The sequence below is a fragment of the uncultured Nostoc sp. genome (assembly GCF_964247315.1).
Taxonomy (GTDB): Bacteria; Cyanobacteriota; Cyanobacteriia; order Cyanobacteriales; family Nostocaceae; genus Nostoc.
In genome coordinates this window covers 16233-34436 of the sequence record NZ_CAXTTT010000015.1, presented here as the reverse complement: position 1 = coordinate 34436, position 18204 = coordinate 16233, and the positions used below count along the sequence as shown (strand labels likewise).

The window sequence follows — 18204 nt, the reverse complement described above, 5'->3', positions numbered from 1 at the left end:
CTGAAATCACCAACAGCAAAGTAATTTGTAGTTATTGGTGACGAACTTGTTCGCCTGACTTTCTACTAGATAGAATATCAACTTTCTGTGCGAATCTCTCCCCTTTAAGTTTTAAATTTTTGCCTAACTTTTGTCAGGGCCTTTCTTCGACATTAAAAATTGGTAATTTTGCGAACATGTATAAGTCCGATATACCTGTGGAAATACTAATATTGGTCTGGCGATCGCTAAGAAAATTGTCGAAATTTCAGGAGATAGGATTACTTCAGATTCACAAATAGGTATAGATAGTACTTTTTATTTATCTAGTCTAACTAACCTGATAAATAAAACTATTCAAGCTTATGGTACACGATAATGGTATGCAACTCTCACCAATGACTGACGACGGTGGCTTGCTCACTCATTTACAATTGTTTTTAAGCTTAGTAAAGTATTTTATTTTACTTTATATCAACTGTGTCTGCTTGTTAATTAGTAATTTTTTGAGGAATATTGGTCATTTGCTTGGAGTTTAGTTCGCAGAGTCTGGGAAGTTAACCAGATTGAAGATACAACAGAATGAATTAAACCAAAAAAAACGCCCGCCAGAGTAATTAACATACTACTAATGGAGGATGACGAAATTGATGTAATAAATGCCAATTATGTCTGAAAGTAGATATTATGCAAAATGTCTTAGTCAATCAAATTACAGATTTTAGATGTCCGAAAACCTTATATTCTTTAATTGGATAATCTGAAAAGTGCAATGTTATAGATCAACCTATGTTTGGCGGCGAAAATAAAAACCGATGGAAGAGACGCTGAAAATTTTGGTTGTAGACGATGACGAATTAGACCGAATAGCAATCCGTTCTGCCCTGACTACAGCAGGTGTTCAGATGGTACTGTCTGAAGTAGGTGATGGCAATGATGCATTCTCTGTCTTAAGGAGTACTGCCTACGATTGTGTTTTCCTCGACTATCGTTTACCAGACCAAGATGGACTAACCTTAATTCAACAGCTGCGTTCTTTGGAAATCAAAATTCCTTTAATAGTCCTAACTGGTGAAGGAGATGAAAAAATTACTCTCCAATTATTGAAAGCTGGTGCTACAGACTATCTCTCTAAGTCTAGGATATCTCCAGAAACTCTGTCGCAAGTTTTGCGGAGTGCGATTCGGGTTTATCGGGCAGAAATGCAGGTAGATTTGGTAAACCAGCAGCTCAGAGAAAGTCACGAACAACTCATTTGTAAGAACCAAGAATTGGAAAGACAACAGCAACAGATTCAAATGCAAAACTTCAAGCTATTGGAGGCATCACGTCTAAAATCACTTTTTTTGGCAACCATTTCCCATGAACTTAGAACGCCGATGAATGCGATTATTGGTTTTTCGCAAATACTGCTGCGTCCTAAGTTCGGTCAATTAACACACCAGCAAGCAGATATGGTTGAGCGCATTTTGAATAATGGCAAGCATTTACTAATGCTACTCAATGAAGTTCTCGACTTTTCCAAGCTGGAGGGAGGAAGATTAGATTTAAAGGCGGAAAATTTTGATGTATCAAAGGTAATCAATTTAGTTGTAGGTGAAATGCGTTCCTTAGCTGAGGCTAAAAACCTTTCATTGTTAGTACAAACCGATTTGCAAAATCCTTTGTTAGTTAACGATCCGGTTCGTGTCAAACAGATTTTAATTAACCTCCTCTCCAACGCCATTAAATTCACAGAGTCTGGTGAAATTTGGGTTGAAGTTAAGGAACTACCTGCAAATCGAGTAGTAATTATCGTTCAAGATACAGGTATTGGCATAGCCCCCAAAGATTTTAAACATATTTTTGAAGCATTTCGGCAAGTAGATCAAACTATCACTCGCAAATATCCAGGTACAGGTCTGGGTTTGGCAATTATAGATTCGCTAGTGCGAATGATGGGCGGTAAAATCTTTCTTGAGAGCAAATTGGGGGTGGGTTCAATGTTTAAAATTGAATTACCACGTCAAATTACATTACCAACTGTAACACCCAATGCACCAGCTTCACGGTTAGATAACGACGATTTTTTTTGTCCTCCACAAAATCCTCATCAGTCATCTTCTCAAGCCAGAAAAGCACCAATAGAATATCCTAAATTTAAAAATTACTTCCAAAAAAACTGATAAAAATTTATAAATCATGTCTGTAGTTGAAAATAATAAAATTTATCGTATCTTAGCAGTTGACGATACTCAAGATAATCTCATTTTAGTTCAAGCAATTTTAGAAAGTGAGGGGTATGAAATTGATTTGGCTTCAGATGGAATAAAGGCTTTACGGCAAATTGAGCAATCTCCACCCGATCTGATTCTGTTAGATGTAATGATGCCGGGTATAGATGGCTATGAAGTCACACGTCGGATTCGGAAGAACCCTGCAATCTCTTATATTCCAATTCTGTTGATTACTGCCTTTCACCAATCCAGCGTTGTCGAAGGTTTGGATGCTGGTGCTGACGATTTTATTCGTAAACCATTTGATACTGATGAACTACTGGCAAGAGTGCGATCGCTATTGCGTCTCAAGCATAGTTTGGACGAACAACAAAAAATGGCCCGCCAACGGGAAGACTTTGTTTCCCGTCTGACTCATGATTTGCGAACTCCCCTAGTAGCCGCCGATCGCATGTTGAATTTGTTTGAAATGGAAACATTCTGCAAAATTTCACCAGAAATGAAACAGGCGATCGCAGTGATGATTCGCAGTAACCAAAATTTGATGGAAATGGTCAACACTTTATTAGAAGTGTATCGCTTCGAGGCAGGTAAAAAAACGTTGAATTGGGAGGAATGTGATTTATGTGAGATATCTCAAGAAGTAGTGAGCGAACTAAGTCCTTTAACTAATGAAAAAGGCTTGACTTTGGAAATTGATACCCGTGAATTAGATCCACTGAGTCAAAAACCTGCTATTATCATGGGCGATCGTTTAGAATTACGGCGAGTGTTAAACAACCTGATTGCAAATGCCATCAAATTTACAGATACAGGAGGTATAACAATCCGCATTTATGAAACATCATCTAACCCAGGAGATCCAGATTCGGTAATAATTGAGGTAAAAGATACAGGATATGGGATTGCGCCAGAAGATCGGGCAACAATTTTCGAGCGATTCCGCCAAGGCAGAAATAAACGCTCAGGTAGTGGCTTAGGACTACATCTATCCCATCGCATTATAGAAGGGCACGGAGGAACTATCAAAGTCGCTTCTGAAGTAGGTAAAGGTAGTTTATTTACTATGCAACTACCTAAAAATACTTAAGTTATTCTCCTTCACTACAGATTATTTTGAGCATATCTCCCAAGAAATTACATTTAATTTTTAATGTGTGTTTTATGCCCACAACAAAAATTAAATTAGCTTAAATTCTATAGATTAATTACAATCAACATTTAAAGGTTAATCCAATCAAAATATTGTCGGATAATATCGTGTCCGACTAAAAACTTATCATTTAGCTTGTAGAGGACAGGGGGAAACAGGCTTTTAGGATTTTTGTACAAATGCGGTAATCATAAGTAGTTAACCAGACTTGAGATAATTTGCCTCTGACAATATTTGTATACTCCTAACGGTAGATGTATCGCTCAACTAGAATAACTAAAATCTATTTTTGTATCATTCTATAGATAGTAGAAATAACTATTTTACAAAGTTATTATTCAACCTATTAATGCCTGAAAAACGTGTATGCACCCTGGAATCATAACCCAGGGTCTTTTTTATAAAAATTTAGATACTCATAGTTTTTTGATCGTTGACTACTGTCCATGTCCACCCTCAACTCTTAATAGGGTGGACATGGACAGCTGTTAAAAAGGATTATAAAGTAAACTAAAATACAGACCGTTTTCTTGTAATGTTCTCTCATTTGAGTCAACAGATATTAAAGGAATGCCCCAGTCAAGACGAACGGTTAAGCGATCGCCCTGTGCCCAACGCAACCCCAGACCAACAGCAGCTAAAGTATTAGGATCGGGATTATTTTTACCAGAACTGTTCCAGCCAACACCAAAATCCACAAACGGCACAACCTGTAAGATGCTATTTATCTGGGGTAAGCGCAGAATTGGGACTTGAACTTCCGCAGAAACAAAAGCGCCGTTATCCGTCAGCAGATAATCTTGACGGTAGCCGCGAATGCTATCTTGGCCACCTAAGCCAAATTGCTCTATAGGCAAAAGTGTTCTAGATGCAAGTTGCGTATTTAAACGAAGTAACAACAAGGTTTCAGGAGCTAAAAGGCGTGCCCACTGCCCTTGCCCTTGCCAAGCAAAAAAACGGCTATCAGGAGCATCTTGATTAACCGTGGCATTCAACACATCTATCCCCAAACTGAATTGAGAGCGTAGGGCGATGACTTCCCGACTGTTACGATTCGTCCATTCTTGAAAAAATCGCAACGCAGATACTCTAGTGCGTCCCTGTTCATCAGCGCCAGGCGAAAGTTGCGGAGCGGGAACCCTATCTCTCCTATCTCTGTCTAGTATCCATGAGACATCACTTTCGCGTCGGGAAGCTGTTAACCCCAGAGCCAATTCTTGTGTAGGAGTTTGGATTATTGGTTGGCGAAATGTCAGTTCGTAGTAGCGAGAAGCCGAGTCGATATCTAAAAAGTCGAAAGGAGGCTCAATCACATGACTCGACGTCGTGCCATAATTAAAGGTCAGAGTTCCATTGCGGGGATTGAGAGGCAATGTGTAACTAGCGTCAAAGGAGTTGCTACCATCAGTATTGGTATAGCCTAAACTCAGATCGTCTCCCAATCCGAGTAAGTTGGCTTCATTCAATCGTAATCCACGTCGAAAACTGCCAACACTAGGCGAACGCCCATTATCAAGAATTATTTGCCCACTAAAGGTTTTTGCCTCACTGATTTTAACTTCTAAAAGACTCGTACCCGGTTGCGATCCTGTTGAGAGTTCAGCAGTCACGTTTTTAATCAAAGGATTGAGTTGCAAAAGTTGCAGGGCTTCTAATAGACGCTGGCGATTCAGAGGTGGTGATGTGGCGATTGCTAGTCGGCTGCGGACATAATTTGGATTCAACCGCCGAGTCCCAGTTACCTGGATATCTTCTAATTTACCTTCGATTACCTGAATTTTCACAACACCAGATTGGATTTTTTGGGGTGGAATCAAAGCACCAGAAGTAATGTAACCATTTTTGACGTATAGCTCAGTGATTTTAGAACGTGCTTGAAACAATTCAGTCTGTGAGATTGGTCGTTTGGTAAATTCAGCAGTGGCTTGGGCTAACTCTTCGGCACTGAAGACTGTGCTACCAATAACTTCAAACCGATCAACAACAATAGTTTGAGGAAAGTTGCCAGAGGGTGGTTCCTCAAGTGTGGGAGTTGGGATAGAGGGTGGAAATAGTTCTGCTGGTGGGGGGAGTGGCTGTGGTACTTCTTCAGGTGAGGGAAGTGGTGAAGGTGTGGGTGGTTGGATATCCTGTGGTGGTGGGACATTCTGTGGTAGTGGAATTTGTTGCGATAGGATGAAATTACTAGTTGGTAATTTGGTAGTATCAACAGCCTGAGCTTTCAGTGGACTTAAAGATGTACTGCTGAGTAATAGAAGCATACTCAGCGGTAAGCAAGACAATATAAGATTCTGAGGGTATTTATCAATCATCGCACTGGACTATTTTTTGTCAGTAACTATGGGATTATACGGGGACTGCTTCAGATGTGAATCTTACTTCATCTTTTGTCGCTAAAGTTGATATTTTGAGCAAATCTCAATTTAAAAGCTAAATCATCTGGTTATTGCAGACTTAACAGTATCAATGGGATACAGCAGTTTTCTTTTGCATGAAATACAAAGCTACGGATTTTGAGGCAGGAGGTAGGAACTCTTTATATCTGATGCGTGAGTCCTGCATTTTATACCTCAGTTACTTGCTAACTCCTGTATCTAGTGAAATCAATTATGCGTTGCCCAAAATCCTTGGTAGGTAAAATTCATGTAGTTGAAGGTTTGCCGTTAGCGTAGCGTCTTTGTTAAGAGAAAGGTATTGTGCCTACGTCATTTTCAGTCCTATATCTCATTCTTCACTCCATACCGCTTTCTTTAAACATTCCCATCAATTTACGTTTACGAGCGTGGGTTTGCATCAAGTTTTCCCGATAGCTTAACCACTCAGCTTTCTTCCCAGATTCCAGATAGGCATTACGCGCCTTTTTCAACCATTCAACCGCGTAATAGTAGTATTCGGCTTTACCTGCATCCATAATCTTTTCGGCACGGCGACGAGCATTGGCAATCACCCAACCAGGATTATGAGGGATAGCAGCATCCATAACTCGGTGAATTAATTCTGAACGATCGGAACTTAGTTCACTAGCGATCGCAATTGCATCATCAATTAGCCCCTCATGCAAGAATATATCCACCTTGGCTGATTCTGTTCCCCAACCATTATAAGTACGGACAATTCTCAGCAGGTCTGTTTTGACACTTTCCCAGTTTTTCCCAGCCAATTCCGCCATCCTTTGGTAGTCCACAAAAGAGGGCTTTACTTGAAAAGCCGCCTTGATTGCTAATAAAGCAGCTTCACTATTACCCAACTCAATAGCTAAATCACTTGTCCAAATTCCCAATTCGTACTGACAATTACCTGGTAAATTTAATCCACTCTCGGCTATATCTAGTGCTTGCTGTAATGCCCCCTGAACACTGAGTGTTTTCGCTAGGGCAAAGGCTTCTTCCATTGAGTTCATCTGGGTTTGAGCAGCATCAATTGCTTCTTCTACCCTACCTAAACGCCCCAACATTGTCAGATATTGCTGAGTTTGCCCTTCCGCTTCTGCTAAATATAGGTATTCTTGATAACGTTCTTGACGTTCGAGAATTTTCAGGCGAATCAATGCCAAATCATCAGCATAATCTGGTACGTCTTCTTCCCAAGCTCCCCTTTCAGTAATGTTACCTTGGAGAACTTGTACCAGCGGCGGATAATCCCAACCTTGGCGTAAAGCTTCCATAACTAAACCAAAATCAGCATTCCACTCATCTTGCCAAGCTTCTAAATTTATTTGAATATCAACTTTTTCTTCTGGAGTAAGTTCGGCAATTAGAATTGCCTCACACCAAGCATTATTTAATTCGCAGACAATTTCATCGTTTTCAGCGCCGTATTCGGCAACATCATCCCAATTTTCGACACAGGTAGAAGTAATCGCTTCCAAAATAGCGATCGCATTTTCACCTTCTCCCCGTTCGCTAAAATCTACCGCAGTTTGCACCACATTCAGCAAATCTTCGCCAATCGGGTCTTCTTCGTACCCCTCCTCAAAGTAGCGCACAGTGTCTTTGAGAATCTGCCGTACTTGCCGCCGAAACGGAGCGGGATCGAGAGTATTGCGGCGCACTAATTTTATGGTTGTTTGGTTGTCAGCAGGATTCGTCATCCAACTTACATGACGATCAATCGCCTCAATTAGGGGGGGGTATTCTGCTACTAACTCTTGCAGCAGCCTTTGAGTTTCGATATGATCCAGGCGATTTAGTAGTTCTTCAAGGGTGGGGCGCTGCTCAATTTTTTCTGAGTTACGCGCACAAACGAGCATCGTCGCTACAATGTGTTTGCACCACCCTTCATAGTCGTAGGCACAGGTGCATTTTACTGAGGTTAACCCACTGCTATCGAAATTCAGGTTGACATGATAAGGTCTAGCTTCAGTGCCTACAACATCTGCCTGAAGCAGATGACCACGTTGGATAACGGCATTAACAGCACCAGCGTTATAATATGCCTCGCCCCGCTGGAAAGATTTGGCGTTGGCATGACGGCGGATAGTAAATTCACTAATTTGGGGAATAGACATCGAGCGATCGCCTGCGTAAATCTTTTGGATCAATCCTAAATCCAGCTTAGTGTTACGCTAACGCGCTGTAAAGAAAAAGGTGTGGAGAGTTGGGAAGATGGGCCTTTTCTGGGGATAAGACTGCAATTTATATTTATTAACTAGCTCAAAACTGAAATCAGCTTCATTACCCTGCAAATACTCACTTAATTTCTTGTCGCCTTTCTGGGAAAACCAACCCATATAATGAAAATATCCATATTTTCGCCAGAAGTGAGTGAATCATAATTTGAGTTAGCAATACCCGAACCTGAAATCAGTGAACAGTCAACAGTAAACAGTCAGGGTAATGTAAGGTGAGGGATTTAGAGTTCAGCGATAAAACTGATAACTGATAACTGTTAAAAGGGTTGCGCTGATTGTCGAGTCAAGTTGAGAATAAATAGGCGAAGCACACGGGGAAACTAACGTGAGTCAAGGATATGATTACGATTTAGTAATTATCGGCGCTGGTGTAGGCGGACATGGCGCAGCCTTACACGCCGTAAGTTGTGGTTTGAAAACAGCAATTATTGAAGCTGCTGATATGGGAGGAACCTGTGTTAATCGGGGCTGTATTCCTTCTAAAGCGCTACTGGCAGCATCTGGACGTGTGCGGGAGTTACGCAATGCCCACCACCTCAAGTCACTGGGAATTCAAATTGGTAGTGTGGAATTCGATCGCCAAGCGATCGCCAATCATGCTAATAATCTCGTCTCAAAAATTCAAGGTGACTTAACCAACAGCCTCAAACGTCTAGGAGTCGATATCATCAGGGGTTGGGGAAAAATCGCTGGGGCGCAAAAAGTATCTATTACTGGAGACGGCGGTGAAAAAACCATTACAGCCAAAGACATTATCCTTTCGCCAGGTTCAATTCCTTTTGTGCCTCCAGGAATTGAAATAGACGGCAAAACTGTCTTTACCAGCGACCAAGGTGTGAAGTTGGAATCACTACCAGAGTGGGTAGCAATTATTGGCAGTGGTTACATTGGCTTGGAATTTTCTGATATTTACTCAGCTTTGGGTTGTGAAATCACCTTAATTGAAGCCCTCGATCAGTTAATGCCAGGATTTGACCGCGATATTGCCAAACTTGCCGAACGGGTGCTAATTACTCCCCGCGATATTGAAACAAAAGTGGGAATATACGCCAAAAAAGTCATTCCCGGTTCACCTGTGGTAATTGAGTTAGCAGATTTCAAAACCAAGGAAGATGTAGATGTCATCGAAGTAGATGCTTGCTTGGTGGCTACGGGACGCATCCCAGCGACTAAAAATCTTGGTTTAGAGTCAGTGGGTGTAGAACTCGATCGGCGCAATTTTATCCCAGTAGACGATCGCATGGCAGTGCGATCGGCAGGTGAAGTCGTGCCGCATTTGTGGGCAATTGGCGACGCTAATGGGAAGATAATGTTGGCACATGCGGCTTCTGCTCAAGGCATCATCGCGGTAGAAAATATAGTTGGGAGGGAAAGAATAGCAGACTATCGCAGCATCCCCGCAGCGGCATTTACCCACCCAGAAGTCAGTTATGTAGGCTTAACAGAAACAGCAGCTAAGGAGTTAGGACAAGCCGAAGGGTTTGAAATCGCCACCAGTAGGAGTTACTTCAAAGGAAATTCCAAGGCGTTGGCAGAAAATGAAGCTGACGGTATTGCCAAGGTGATATATCGCAAAGACACCGGAGAAGTCTTGGGTGTTCACATTTTCGGACTGCACGCCTCAGACTTGATTCATGAAGCGTCAGCTGCGATCGCAAACCGTCAATCTGTCCAAAGTCTCGCACATCTAGTTCACGCCCACCCGACACTCTCAGAAGTTTTGGACGAAGCTTATAAACGAGCGATCGCAATTTAGTCATTTGTTCTTTGTCATTTGTCCTTTGCTAAAAACAAGGACAAATGACCACCGATCAATGACTAATAACCAATGACCAATGACTAATGACTAATGACTAATTATGCAAATCCGTCGCCGTTCACCTAACCCAGTTATTTCCGTGTCTATATTACGTTATCAGGCTGTCGTGCCTGATGCAGCGCCAAACAATATCTTGGAGGAAATTGTCTGGCAGAAAGAAGTAGAATATGACCAAATGCGGGAAAAGGTTCCTTTGCAGCAATTGCTTAAGCAGGTACTCACTGCATCGCCAACCCGTGATTTTGTTGCCGCCTTGCGCCAAGGTAAGACAAAGCCAGCATTAATTGCCGAAGTCAAAAAAGCTTCTCCCAGTAAAGGCATTTTACGAGAAGATTTTGACCCAGTAGCGATCGCCCTTTCTTATCAGCAAGGTGGTGCTAGTTGTCTTTCTGTACTCACAGATACCAAGTTCTTTCAAGGCAGCTTTGATAACTTAGCTAAGATTCGCGCTGCCGTAGATTTGCCCCTACTATGTAAAGAGTTTGTGATTTATGCTTACCAGATATACTTGGCGCGAGTTCAGGGTGCAGACGCTATTTTATTGATTGCAGCTATCCTGAGCGATCAAGATTTGAAATATTTCCTCAAAATTGCTAACAACCTGAAAATGGCAGCCTTGATTGAAGTCCATAGCTTGGCAGAACTTGACCGCGTGTTAGCCTTAGATGGAGTCTCCTTGGTAGGAATCAATAATCGCAATTTGGAAGATTTCTCTGTCGATCTGCAAACTACTTGCCAACTTTTGGCTGCAAGGGGTAGCCAATTGCAAGAGAAAAACATCCTAGTTGTCAGCGAATCAGGACTACACAACCCAGAGGATTTGAGTTTGGTGCTGACAGCAGGTGCATCTGCTGTACTCATTGGAGAATCTTTGGTAAAACAACCAGATCCCGGCGCTGCGATCGCCCATATATTACCGAGGAATTTTTGAAAGAAACACCCCACCTGCCCTATAAAGGTGCAGGGCAACTGCACAAAAGAGTTGAACAATTGGGCACACTATGCGTACACACGCAGCACTTTGCCATCAAATATCATCAATATTTTGCCAAATCTTCATTGCTAATTAAATCAAAGCCATAAGTAACTAGTTATTTAGTATGTAACAATTTATTCACCAGAAACAAACTGTGACTAATACAAAATCCCAAATATGAAATCAAAATTGAACTTCATGGAGCAAATTCCTCTACCTTCGCCTATTCACTACGAACTTATACTTCAACTCTTAGAAAGACAAACTATGTTAGCAGTAAATGATAACCCAGATTTACGGCATCAGGTGAATCAGCTAATTATTACTCTCCGTAAAGCTGCTGTACAGCAAAAGCGACTAGAAGAAATCTGCGAGTTTTCCTCTGTAACTATCGATCACCGTTGGTCAATCAACCATCATAACGGTAGCAAAGTTGTTGCTCCTGATTGAAAAAAATTGTCATATTTATAAGATTTTAGTTCTGAAAAAGTTCATATTGATTTAAACAAAACTGTAGATCGGTTAAAATAAAATATTAATCAGATTCTATCTCGAATTTGACGAAAGATGAAATACAACAGCATTGATGAACTACTCAGAAATAATCAGGCTTGGGTTGCCGAAAAGCTAGCTCTAGATCCAACTTACTTTCAAGAATTATCTAGTGGACAAACACCACCTTTTCTATACATTGGGTGTTCTGATAGTCGTCTAGCATTAACAAAGTTTACCCGTACAGAACCAGGAGAGTTATTTGTACATCGTAATATTGCCAATCAAGTCTCTCTAACGGATATAAACTTTTTAGCCATTTTAGAATACGCAATTTTACACCTGAAAGTGGAACACATTATCGTTTGTGGTCACTACGATTGCGGAGGAATTAAGACAGCTTTAGAAGGGAGAACTATCGGAATTCTTGATAACTGGGTAAATCCGATTCGGGAACTGTATTTAGAGAAACAAGAAGAAATTGATGCCTTGCCAACAAGAGAAGAACGTCTAAATCGCTTGGCAGAAATCAATGTTGTGGCGCAAGTGAAAAATATTTACCAAACTTCCATTATGCGTCAGGTACTTTATAAGCGAAAAGCGCCTATGGTTCATGGCTGGGTACTAGATATACGTACTGGCTTAATCAAAGATTTAAACGTTCCAACTGTGCAATGGCAATTGCACATCTGCCCCTTGCTTCTAGAGTTTAGACTCTATGCCCTGTTAAAAACTTAGAGTTAATTCGGTATTTTCCGCCACACAAAAGCTTATATTAGAGACTTGATAAATATTGTTTTTACAACTTTTATTTAGATATCAGGTTTGATTGGGTAGTCTCTATGTATATTTCAAAAATAAAGTAGTATTCTTAGAGATTTTTGTTTAACTAAAGTTACGAATACAAAATAGTTAATTTTATGAACTTTTTTATAGAGGCAATTCATGAATTGCCTCTATAAGAATCACTAACACAGATATTGGTACGCTTAACCTACTTATACAAAAAATTATTTTTTAGCAATTATCCATATTGCATGAATAATCCCAGGAATGTAACCAAACAGCGTCAAAAGTATATTAATCCAAAAGTCTATACCAAAACCTACTTGTAAAAAAACTCCCAAAGGCGGCAGGAAAATGGCACACAGAATCCGAACTAAATCCATTTAAACCTCCTATTCATCTCAGAAAAGACAGCTTGTTGGCAAACTAATTCACTACTGTTAAAGCATATTTGTACCTTTCAAAGATAACATTCCCTGTCTTAATCTAGATCGCGGTTAAGATACGGTAAACCGCACTCCAGATTAGCCACCGCTAATTTTGGCTTTATAACCTAGCTTGGTCAAAATCTCGACAATTTTCTGTTTGTGTTCGCCCTGAATTTCAATTTCGTTGTCTTTAAGTGTTCCACCTGTCCCACACTGGGTTTTCAACTGCTTCACCAAATCTGCTAAGATTTCGGGTTTCGCTTGAAAACCGCTAACGACTGTGACGGTTTTGCCTTTGCGTCCTTTGCGGGAAGCCTGTACTTTAAGATTTTGTTGTTGTGGGGGCAGTTCTGGAATTGGTCTTTCTGTGGCGGCGGAGTTATCGTTGCCAAATTCGCGGTAGACAAAGCTTTTGTCAGAAGATTGAGAATTGGAAGAAGACATAAAATGAATATTTAAAAAAATTTCAAAGGCAGTGGAAACTTCTACGCAACCATTCTGCTGTGATATCAATTTCTAGGCTAATATTAGACATCTATACATCATAACCAAACTGACATAATACTTGAACTAATCCTTGCTTATGTAAAAATATAGATTCAAATGGTTGAACTGATTTACAAAAGTGGGTTGTCTATATCTATAATTAAACATAATTTTACCTAAACCATCTCAAACTCTAATTGATGACTCTTGAGAAAATCATGGGTGAAATGATCCACCATATTTGTATCAGCTAGTTCCAAATTATAAAAATCCACAGCTTCATGGTCAAAATGGGGCCCAGCGTGCCAAGTACCCTCATGTAGCTTGATAAAACAATTCCCCGGAATGCGGAAAGCAGCAATCTCTTTTAATGCTGGTTCATTCACATCATTATCAGGAGGACAAACTGCAATTAACCAATCCTTCCCTTCCAAAGAACCCAGACATTGAGTGCATTGCACATGGCGAGTAATTTTGTGGAACTTTCGCCCTATCTTTTCCAACCGCATAACATAAAATCGTGGAATCCCGTTTTGCAGGTTTAACTGGGCATCTTCATCATCGTAAGTTTTGCCATCAAGACTTGCAAAAATCACCTGTCCATAACGCCGAAAGTTTTCAGAAGTCACCCATTGTACCTGCAATTGTTGCACTGTCTTTGGTGTACTCATATCAAATCCTTAAGAGAGATTACTTAGGTTTATTTTCCCCATAATAACTAAATTTTATACAGCTATTATGGTGATTTCCTAAGTTTCAATGTCTTAAAATTATGAAAAAATAACCTTAACTAGCTAGATAACTACGTACTTGTTCCTTTTGGCGTCGGAGGAGACTGAGAGCTTTTTGTTCTATCTGACGCACCCGTTCTCGACTAATACCCATGCGATCGCCAATTTGTGCTAAAGAAAGTTCATACCCATCCGTTAAACCAAAGCGCAGGGTTAATATCTCTCGCTGCTGTGGAGACAGCTTTGCCAATAAGTCTTGTAAGTCTTGGTGGAGAGATTCTTCAACGGCATAATCTTCGGGGGAAGGACCATCATCCTCCAATATGTCCTGCAATTCTGTATCTTGTTGTTCACCAACTCGTGCCTCTAGAGAGAAGGGTTGACGAGCTAAGTACAAACACTCTCGAACTTGGTTAGATGTCAAAGATAAGGCAGTGGCAATTTCCGCAGTAGTAGGAACGCGACCCAACTGTTGAGATAATTCTCGTTGCACCCGTTTAATTTTGTTCAGTTTCTCAAAGACATGAATAGGTAAACGAATTGTACGTCCTTGTTGAGCGATCGCCCGTGTAATTCCTTGACGAATCCACCAGTAAGCATAAGTAGAAAACTTGTAACCAAGAGCGGGATCAAATTTATCCACCCCTCGTTCTAAACCTAAAGTACCTTCTTGAATTAAATCCATAAATTCTAGGTTCCGGTGCTGGTATTTCTTGGCCACAGCTACCACTAACCGGAGATTAGCCTGAATCATTTTCTGCTTGGACTGGTGTCCTAAATTTAGCTGTTGCTCTAGCACCTCTAAACTTAACTCCACCCGATCTGCCCATTCTTGCAGCGTGGGTTCGTGGTTTAATTTCACAGCCAATTCTTCCTTAGCAGCTAATAAATTCATCATCTGCTGCACTTGTTGGGCAAAAATAACCTCTTGTTCGCGAGTCAACAAATCTACACGCCCGATCTCTTGCAGATAACTACGCACAATATCATCTGTAGCTCGAGGCTTTTTATCTGCGGCTAAACTTTTTTTCTTCGTTTTTTGAACTTCGGTATGTGGAGATGTTAAGTTGCTCATGGTTATTTGCTCCTCTGTAACCTCATCAATTTATTGGTATCAAGTCTAGATATTCAGACCCACAGCCATTTCACAATAGATATATTGCAAAGGTGCTTAATACCTCATCCCTTAATCTCCTTCCCCCTTGCGAGGAGGGAAGACAAAGCTACGCTTTGGCGGGGTGGGGTTCTTAGATTTGTAATTTATGCAAAAGGTCTAATCAATTTGCAACACTGATGAATTCTAGTCTATGATACATTACAAGTTAATTGTTGGAGATAATAAACCCAAAATCAACCCACCCCTTAATAATAACATCATCAATAGTCACAAATCAATTATCTAAAGTATCATTTGCATATCTTTTGAAGTAATTACAGTAATTACATTTTTTTATCATTGATTTTTGTATATTCTAAAATAGAATTAACAATTAAATTGAGTATAGTTATCCAATGCCGTTACTGTAAAAAGTAAAAAATTCTGAACAACGATTTCATTATCTTAAGAGATAAATTATTAATATCAAATCTTAAAATCTTACAAAAAGTTCATTTATTGAAGTGTTCTTAGTCTGCCGAGCAAGAGATGTAATCTCATTAAATAACAACTTATTAAGTATAAAATATCCATTTTTCACCTCATTTTTTTGTAAGATAATCTAATCATATCAAGCCAGGTGCATAGCAGACGGTCGTTAAATATGAAAGAAAGAACTTCTCCTACTGCCCTTCTTTAATAACAGCTTTATTTAAGAATCTGGTCAAATACTTAGTAATTGGACGTCTAATGAAATTAATTATGCGGTATCCAGAACACTTGCACAGACGTAGCACTACTACATCTCTACATTTTTTTTAACTCATATCTTTTTCCTGAAATTTAGGATGACCAAGAAGACGCAGATATCTGTGACAATTGCCTTTGTGTCATAATTGCAGGCAGACATCTGCACTGGATGCGGTATTATCAACTTGATTACTCCTAAAGACATTTTATGGACTAAAAGTACTAACAGTGGTAACACTAACATCAAGGATAATACTTGGCAAGACAGCAACAGCCGCGATCGCTAAAGCACATGCAAGTGTGCGTCCATGAAAAGAACAAGGTTCAAGAGTTACATACATTTTCAAGAAGTTGAAAGCTTTGCCTTGAATCTGTTTAAGTGCGTCAGCTTCAGCATGATATTTTCCTGGTGTTCGCGTGTATCCTTGAGCTACTATCTTTTTGACCATCTACTGATCGCACAACCTATTGGTGGGTTCGGCAAACATTCCGGCAAAGCTTTTCTGCTTTGAGCAAAAGCAGCCAGCATAAATATTTCATCCATGTTTGAGCGTAAATTATCTAGATAAATCACACTACCAAGAATTAGCTCTTTATTGTTAAAAAAGTTCCTATATCAAAACTTAGTAAGGGTCACACTGATACCAGAATCCAGTTTAGGAACCTTGAGATACTCAATTGGCTCACTACTTTGAGTCTTTGTTGGCTCCTGACATTGCTTAAAAAAAGCGCCTGGGTTATTGATGAACTCAAGTGGGTTAATTTTTTGGCATCCTTGCTCCTGCACTAGCGAAATTGATTCAGCAGTTTGTTTTGAATTATTAGTCTGTCCGATAAAATTACTCCATGTCGTGTTAATCGTGGCTGGTTCTGTCAATAAAACTCTAGCCTGATCGCGATCGCCTATTGTCATGCGAACATTCTCTTGGTTAGCATAGGCACTCTGACTGAGAGTGAGTGCGCTAATCATAATAACTAAGAAAATAGAAGAGGATTTCATAATTCAATCTCTCAACATTTAATGTCAGTTTAATAATTACAATTGCCGAGATACAGAAACCAAGAAATAGCAGCCTAGCTTAAGTACTTTAGATTAACACAGGTGAATCTATCCCACTAATACCAGTAATATGATAATCTGCTGTTGATAACAGAAGGGTGTATCACATTATGGCTGGGCGATTTGAAGGATTAAGCGACCTAGAATGGAGGTTGTTTGAAGATATATTTCCCAAGGAACCAGAAAAGCGCGATACCTTCGGTAAGCTTCGCTAACGCGGAATGCCTCATGCGCCATTTCGTCATGTACTTAACACTTTAGTGTATATATTGATAACAGGATGTCGTTGGTGCGATGTTCCTTCAGGAGAAATCTGGGCATCAAAAAGTGCAGCGCACAGATGGCTACAACGTTGGCAAACAGATGGAATATTAGACAATTTACAAGCGCGTATACTGGGAATTGCAGACGAGAAAGCATTAATTAACTGGAGTTACGGCGCGCTAGACGGGTCTTTTTCCCCCTGGAAAGGGTGGCGGTGAGGGTGTTGCGTATGGTCATAAGGGTAAAAAATTTTTGATACATACCCTCACTGAGGGTAATGGAATGCCCTTAGCTAATTGCACAACGCCTGCCAATGGCAATGAACGGGAGCAGGTTATACCCCTTCTAGATAGCGTCAAAGTCAAAACAAATAGACCCGGTAGACCGGACTACGTCCCGCTTCGCTAACGTAAAGGAGTTAAAGTACTTGCGGCTGACAAAGGTTACGATTCTAAGGATAAGCGTGCAGCCCTGCGTAGGCGAGGGATCAGACCGCAATGGCCCAAGCGAGTTTGGAAAACCAAGAAAAATCGGGGTAGACCAATTAAAATTTCAGTCCCACGTTTTCAACAAGAGCGCTGTTTTGCCTGGTTTCAACGAAAATATCGCAGACTCGTTGTTCGATGGGAACGAATTTCCGCCTGCTTCAATGCTTTTATTTCTCTAGCTACAATTCATATCTGGATCAACAGAATTTTATTAGTGGGATAGATTCAACTAAGGTGATTGAAAATTTATGGGTAAATCTAAAATACTGGCATATAAAAAACCCAAGGACAAGCACGTTGTAATTTTCATACCTCAAGCCACATAAAAAAGTCTTTCATTAGACTAGGCAAATTAAACTGATTGCGAGTTATTACAGACTCAATACTCAAATCATACAATTTTATGATTGCTAGTTCCGTATTATTACTAAAATTGACCATTTTCAGAGTCAGAATTAATTGTTACTAAAAGTTTGTAAGCAGCTTAAGTAAACATCCATTGAGTCTTTATAAATCTCTCTTTTCACTGTACAAAGTCTATCTCTGAAGTGCTTCCATTGCTTATAGCTTATAGGCTGGCACAATTTTTCTATTCCTTACCCTGAAGCAATTAACTCCTTTCATCGTTTTAAAATCATCGAACTGACAGCGAACATATTAGTCTTTTATATAAATTTTTTGTAAAGTTCTCGAATTCAGTGTTCTCACATAATATGATAGTGATTTTTAGTTTACAAATTAATACTTGCATTAGTAGTAACACAAAACTAAGTTAACCAAAATTAAGCCCTAAAAATGGAAAGCCACTCAATCAGGGAGAAAATTGTGAGTTATCTTGTTTTTGCTGTCA

General features: G+C 40.0%; 16 protein-coding genes and 1 pseudogene. 9 read left to right on the top strand and 8 right to left on the bottom strand.

The window, feature by feature from the left end; genetic code table 11:
• Positions 1-794 precede the first annotated feature (794 nt).
• Both ACFE93_RS07055 and ACFE93_RS07050 read left to right on the top strand, forming a co-directional pair.
• Positions 795-2144, top strand: a complete 1350-nt coding sequence (locus tag ACFE93_RS07055) for an ATP-binding protein (protein ID WP_375472643.1) — start codon at positions 795-797, stop codon at positions 2142-2144.
• A gap of 16 nt (positions 2145-2160) precedes the next feature.
• On the top strand, positions 2161-3285 hold the full coding sequence (locus ACFE93_RS07050) for a response regulator (RefSeq protein WP_375472642.1): 1125 nt from the start codon (positions 2161-2163) through the stop codon (positions 3283-3285).
• A gap of 551 nt (positions 3286-3836) precedes the next feature.
• On the opposite strand, the gene ACFE93_RS07045 is transcribed toward ACFE93_RS07050, so the two are convergent.
• Together ACFE93_RS07045 and ACFE93_RS07040 are read right to left on the bottom strand one after the other, a co-directional pair.
• Entirely contained in the window at positions 3837-5609 is a 1773-nt protein-coding gene (locus tag ACFE93_RS07045) for a ShlB/FhaC/HecB family hemolysin secretion/activation protein (protein ID WP_375472641.1), read from the bottom strand.
• Positions 5610-6079: 470 nt separating this feature from the next.
• Entirely contained in the window at positions 6080-7855 is a 1776-nt protein-coding gene (locus ACFE93_RS07040; RefSeq protein WP_375472671.1) for an SWIM zinc finger domain-containing protein, read from the bottom strand.
• 448 nt (positions 7856-8303) lie between these two features.
• Between ACFE93_RS07040 and lpdA the strand changes: the two genes are divergently transcribed.
• The 4 genes from lpdA to ACFE93_RS07020 all read left to right on the top strand — a co-directional run bounded on the left by lpdA (position 8304) and on the right by ACFE93_RS07020 (position 12003).
• Positions 8304-9734 carry a dihydrolipoyl dehydrogenase gene (gene lpdA / locus ACFE93_RS07035; RefSeq protein WP_375472640.1) on the top strand — a complete coding sequence of 477 codons (1431 nt, stop codon included), beginning with the start codon at positions 8304-8306 and terminating at the stop codon, positions 9732-9734.
• A 103-nt stretch (positions 9735-9837) separates the two neighbouring features.
• Positions 9838-10728 (top strand): indole-3-glycerol phosphate synthase TrpC, encoded by an 891-nt coding sequence (gene trpC / locus ACFE93_RS07030; RefSeq protein WP_375472639.1) that lies wholly within the window; start codon positions 9838-9840, stop codon positions 10726-10728.
• 243 nt (positions 10729-10971) lie between these two features.
• Complete coding sequence (locus ACFE93_RS07025) at positions 10972-11223, top strand: DUF5340 domain-containing protein (protein WP_104907996.1); 252 nt, start codon at positions 10972-10974, stop codon at positions 11221-11223.
• Between the two features lie 117 nt (positions 11224-11340).
• Positions 11341-12003 (top strand): carbonic anhydrase, encoded by a 663-nt coding sequence (locus tag ACFE93_RS07020; RefSeq protein ID WP_375472638.1) that lies wholly within the window; start codon positions 11341-11343, stop codon positions 12001-12003.
• A gap of 272 nt (positions 12004-12275) precedes the next feature.
• Here ACFE93_RS07020 and ACFE93_RS07015 read toward each other — a convergent pair whose 3' ends face one another.
• The 6 genes from ACFE93_RS07015 to ACFE93_RS06990 form a co-directional block, all read right to left on the bottom strand.
• Complete coding sequence (locus ACFE93_RS07015) at positions 12276-12434, bottom strand: YqaE/Pmp3 family membrane protein (protein ID WP_334863801.1); 159 nt, start codon at positions 12432-12434, stop codon at positions 12276-12278.
• Positions 12435-12575: 141 nt separating this feature from the next.
• Positions 12576-12923, bottom strand: coding sequence for a translation initiation factor (locus tag ACFE93_RS07010; RefSeq protein ID WP_375472637.1), 348 nt, complete (start codon positions 12921-12923; stop codon positions 12576-12578).
• A gap of 218 nt (positions 12924-13141) precedes the next feature.
• Positions 13142-13636: an ureidoglycolate lyase gene (locus tag ACFE93_RS07005; RefSeq protein ID WP_375472636.1), complete on the bottom strand. Its 495-nt coding sequence runs from the start codon at positions 13634-13636 to the stop codon at positions 13142-13144.
• A 115-nt stretch (positions 13637-13751) separates the two neighbouring features.
• Positions 13752-14771, bottom strand: a complete 1020-nt coding sequence (locus ACFE93_RS07000) for an RpoD/SigA family RNA polymerase sigma factor (RefSeq protein ID WP_375472635.1) — start codon at positions 14769-14771, stop codon at positions 13752-13754.
• 977 nt (positions 14772-15748) lie between these two features.
• Positions 15749-15991 (bottom strand): hypothetical protein, encoded by a 243-nt coding sequence (locus ACFE93_RS06995; RefSeq protein ID WP_375472634.1) that lies wholly within the window; start codon positions 15989-15991, stop codon positions 15749-15751.
• Between the two features lie 167 nt (positions 15992-16158).
• Positions 16159-16542 (bottom strand): hypothetical protein, encoded by a 384-nt coding sequence (locus tag ACFE93_RS06990; protein ID WP_375472633.1) that lies wholly within the window; start codon positions 16540-16542, stop codon positions 16159-16161.
• A gap of 281 nt (positions 16543-16823) precedes the next feature.
• On the opposite strand from ACFE93_RS06990, the gene ACFE93_RS06985 reads away from it, so the two are divergent.
• The 3 genes and pseudogenes from ACFE93_RS06985 to ACFE93_RS06975 all read left to right on the top strand — a co-directional run.
• Positions 16824-17084 carry a transposase gene (locus ACFE93_RS06985; RefSeq protein WP_375472632.1) on the top strand — a complete coding sequence of 87 codons (261 nt, stop codon included), beginning with the start codon at positions 16824-16826 and terminating at the stop codon, positions 17082-17084.
• Positions 17085-17148: 64 nt separating this feature from the next.
• Positions 17149-17274, top strand: a complete 126-nt coding sequence (locus ACFE93_RS06980; protein WP_375472631.1) for a hypothetical protein — start codon at positions 17149-17151, stop codon at positions 17272-17274.
• A 24-nt stretch (positions 17275-17298) separates the two neighbouring features.
• Positions 17299-17577 (top strand): annotated as a pseudogene (locus ACFE93_RS06975) (transposase); the annotation flags it as partial.
• Between the last annotated feature and the right edge of the window lie 627 nt (positions 17578-18204).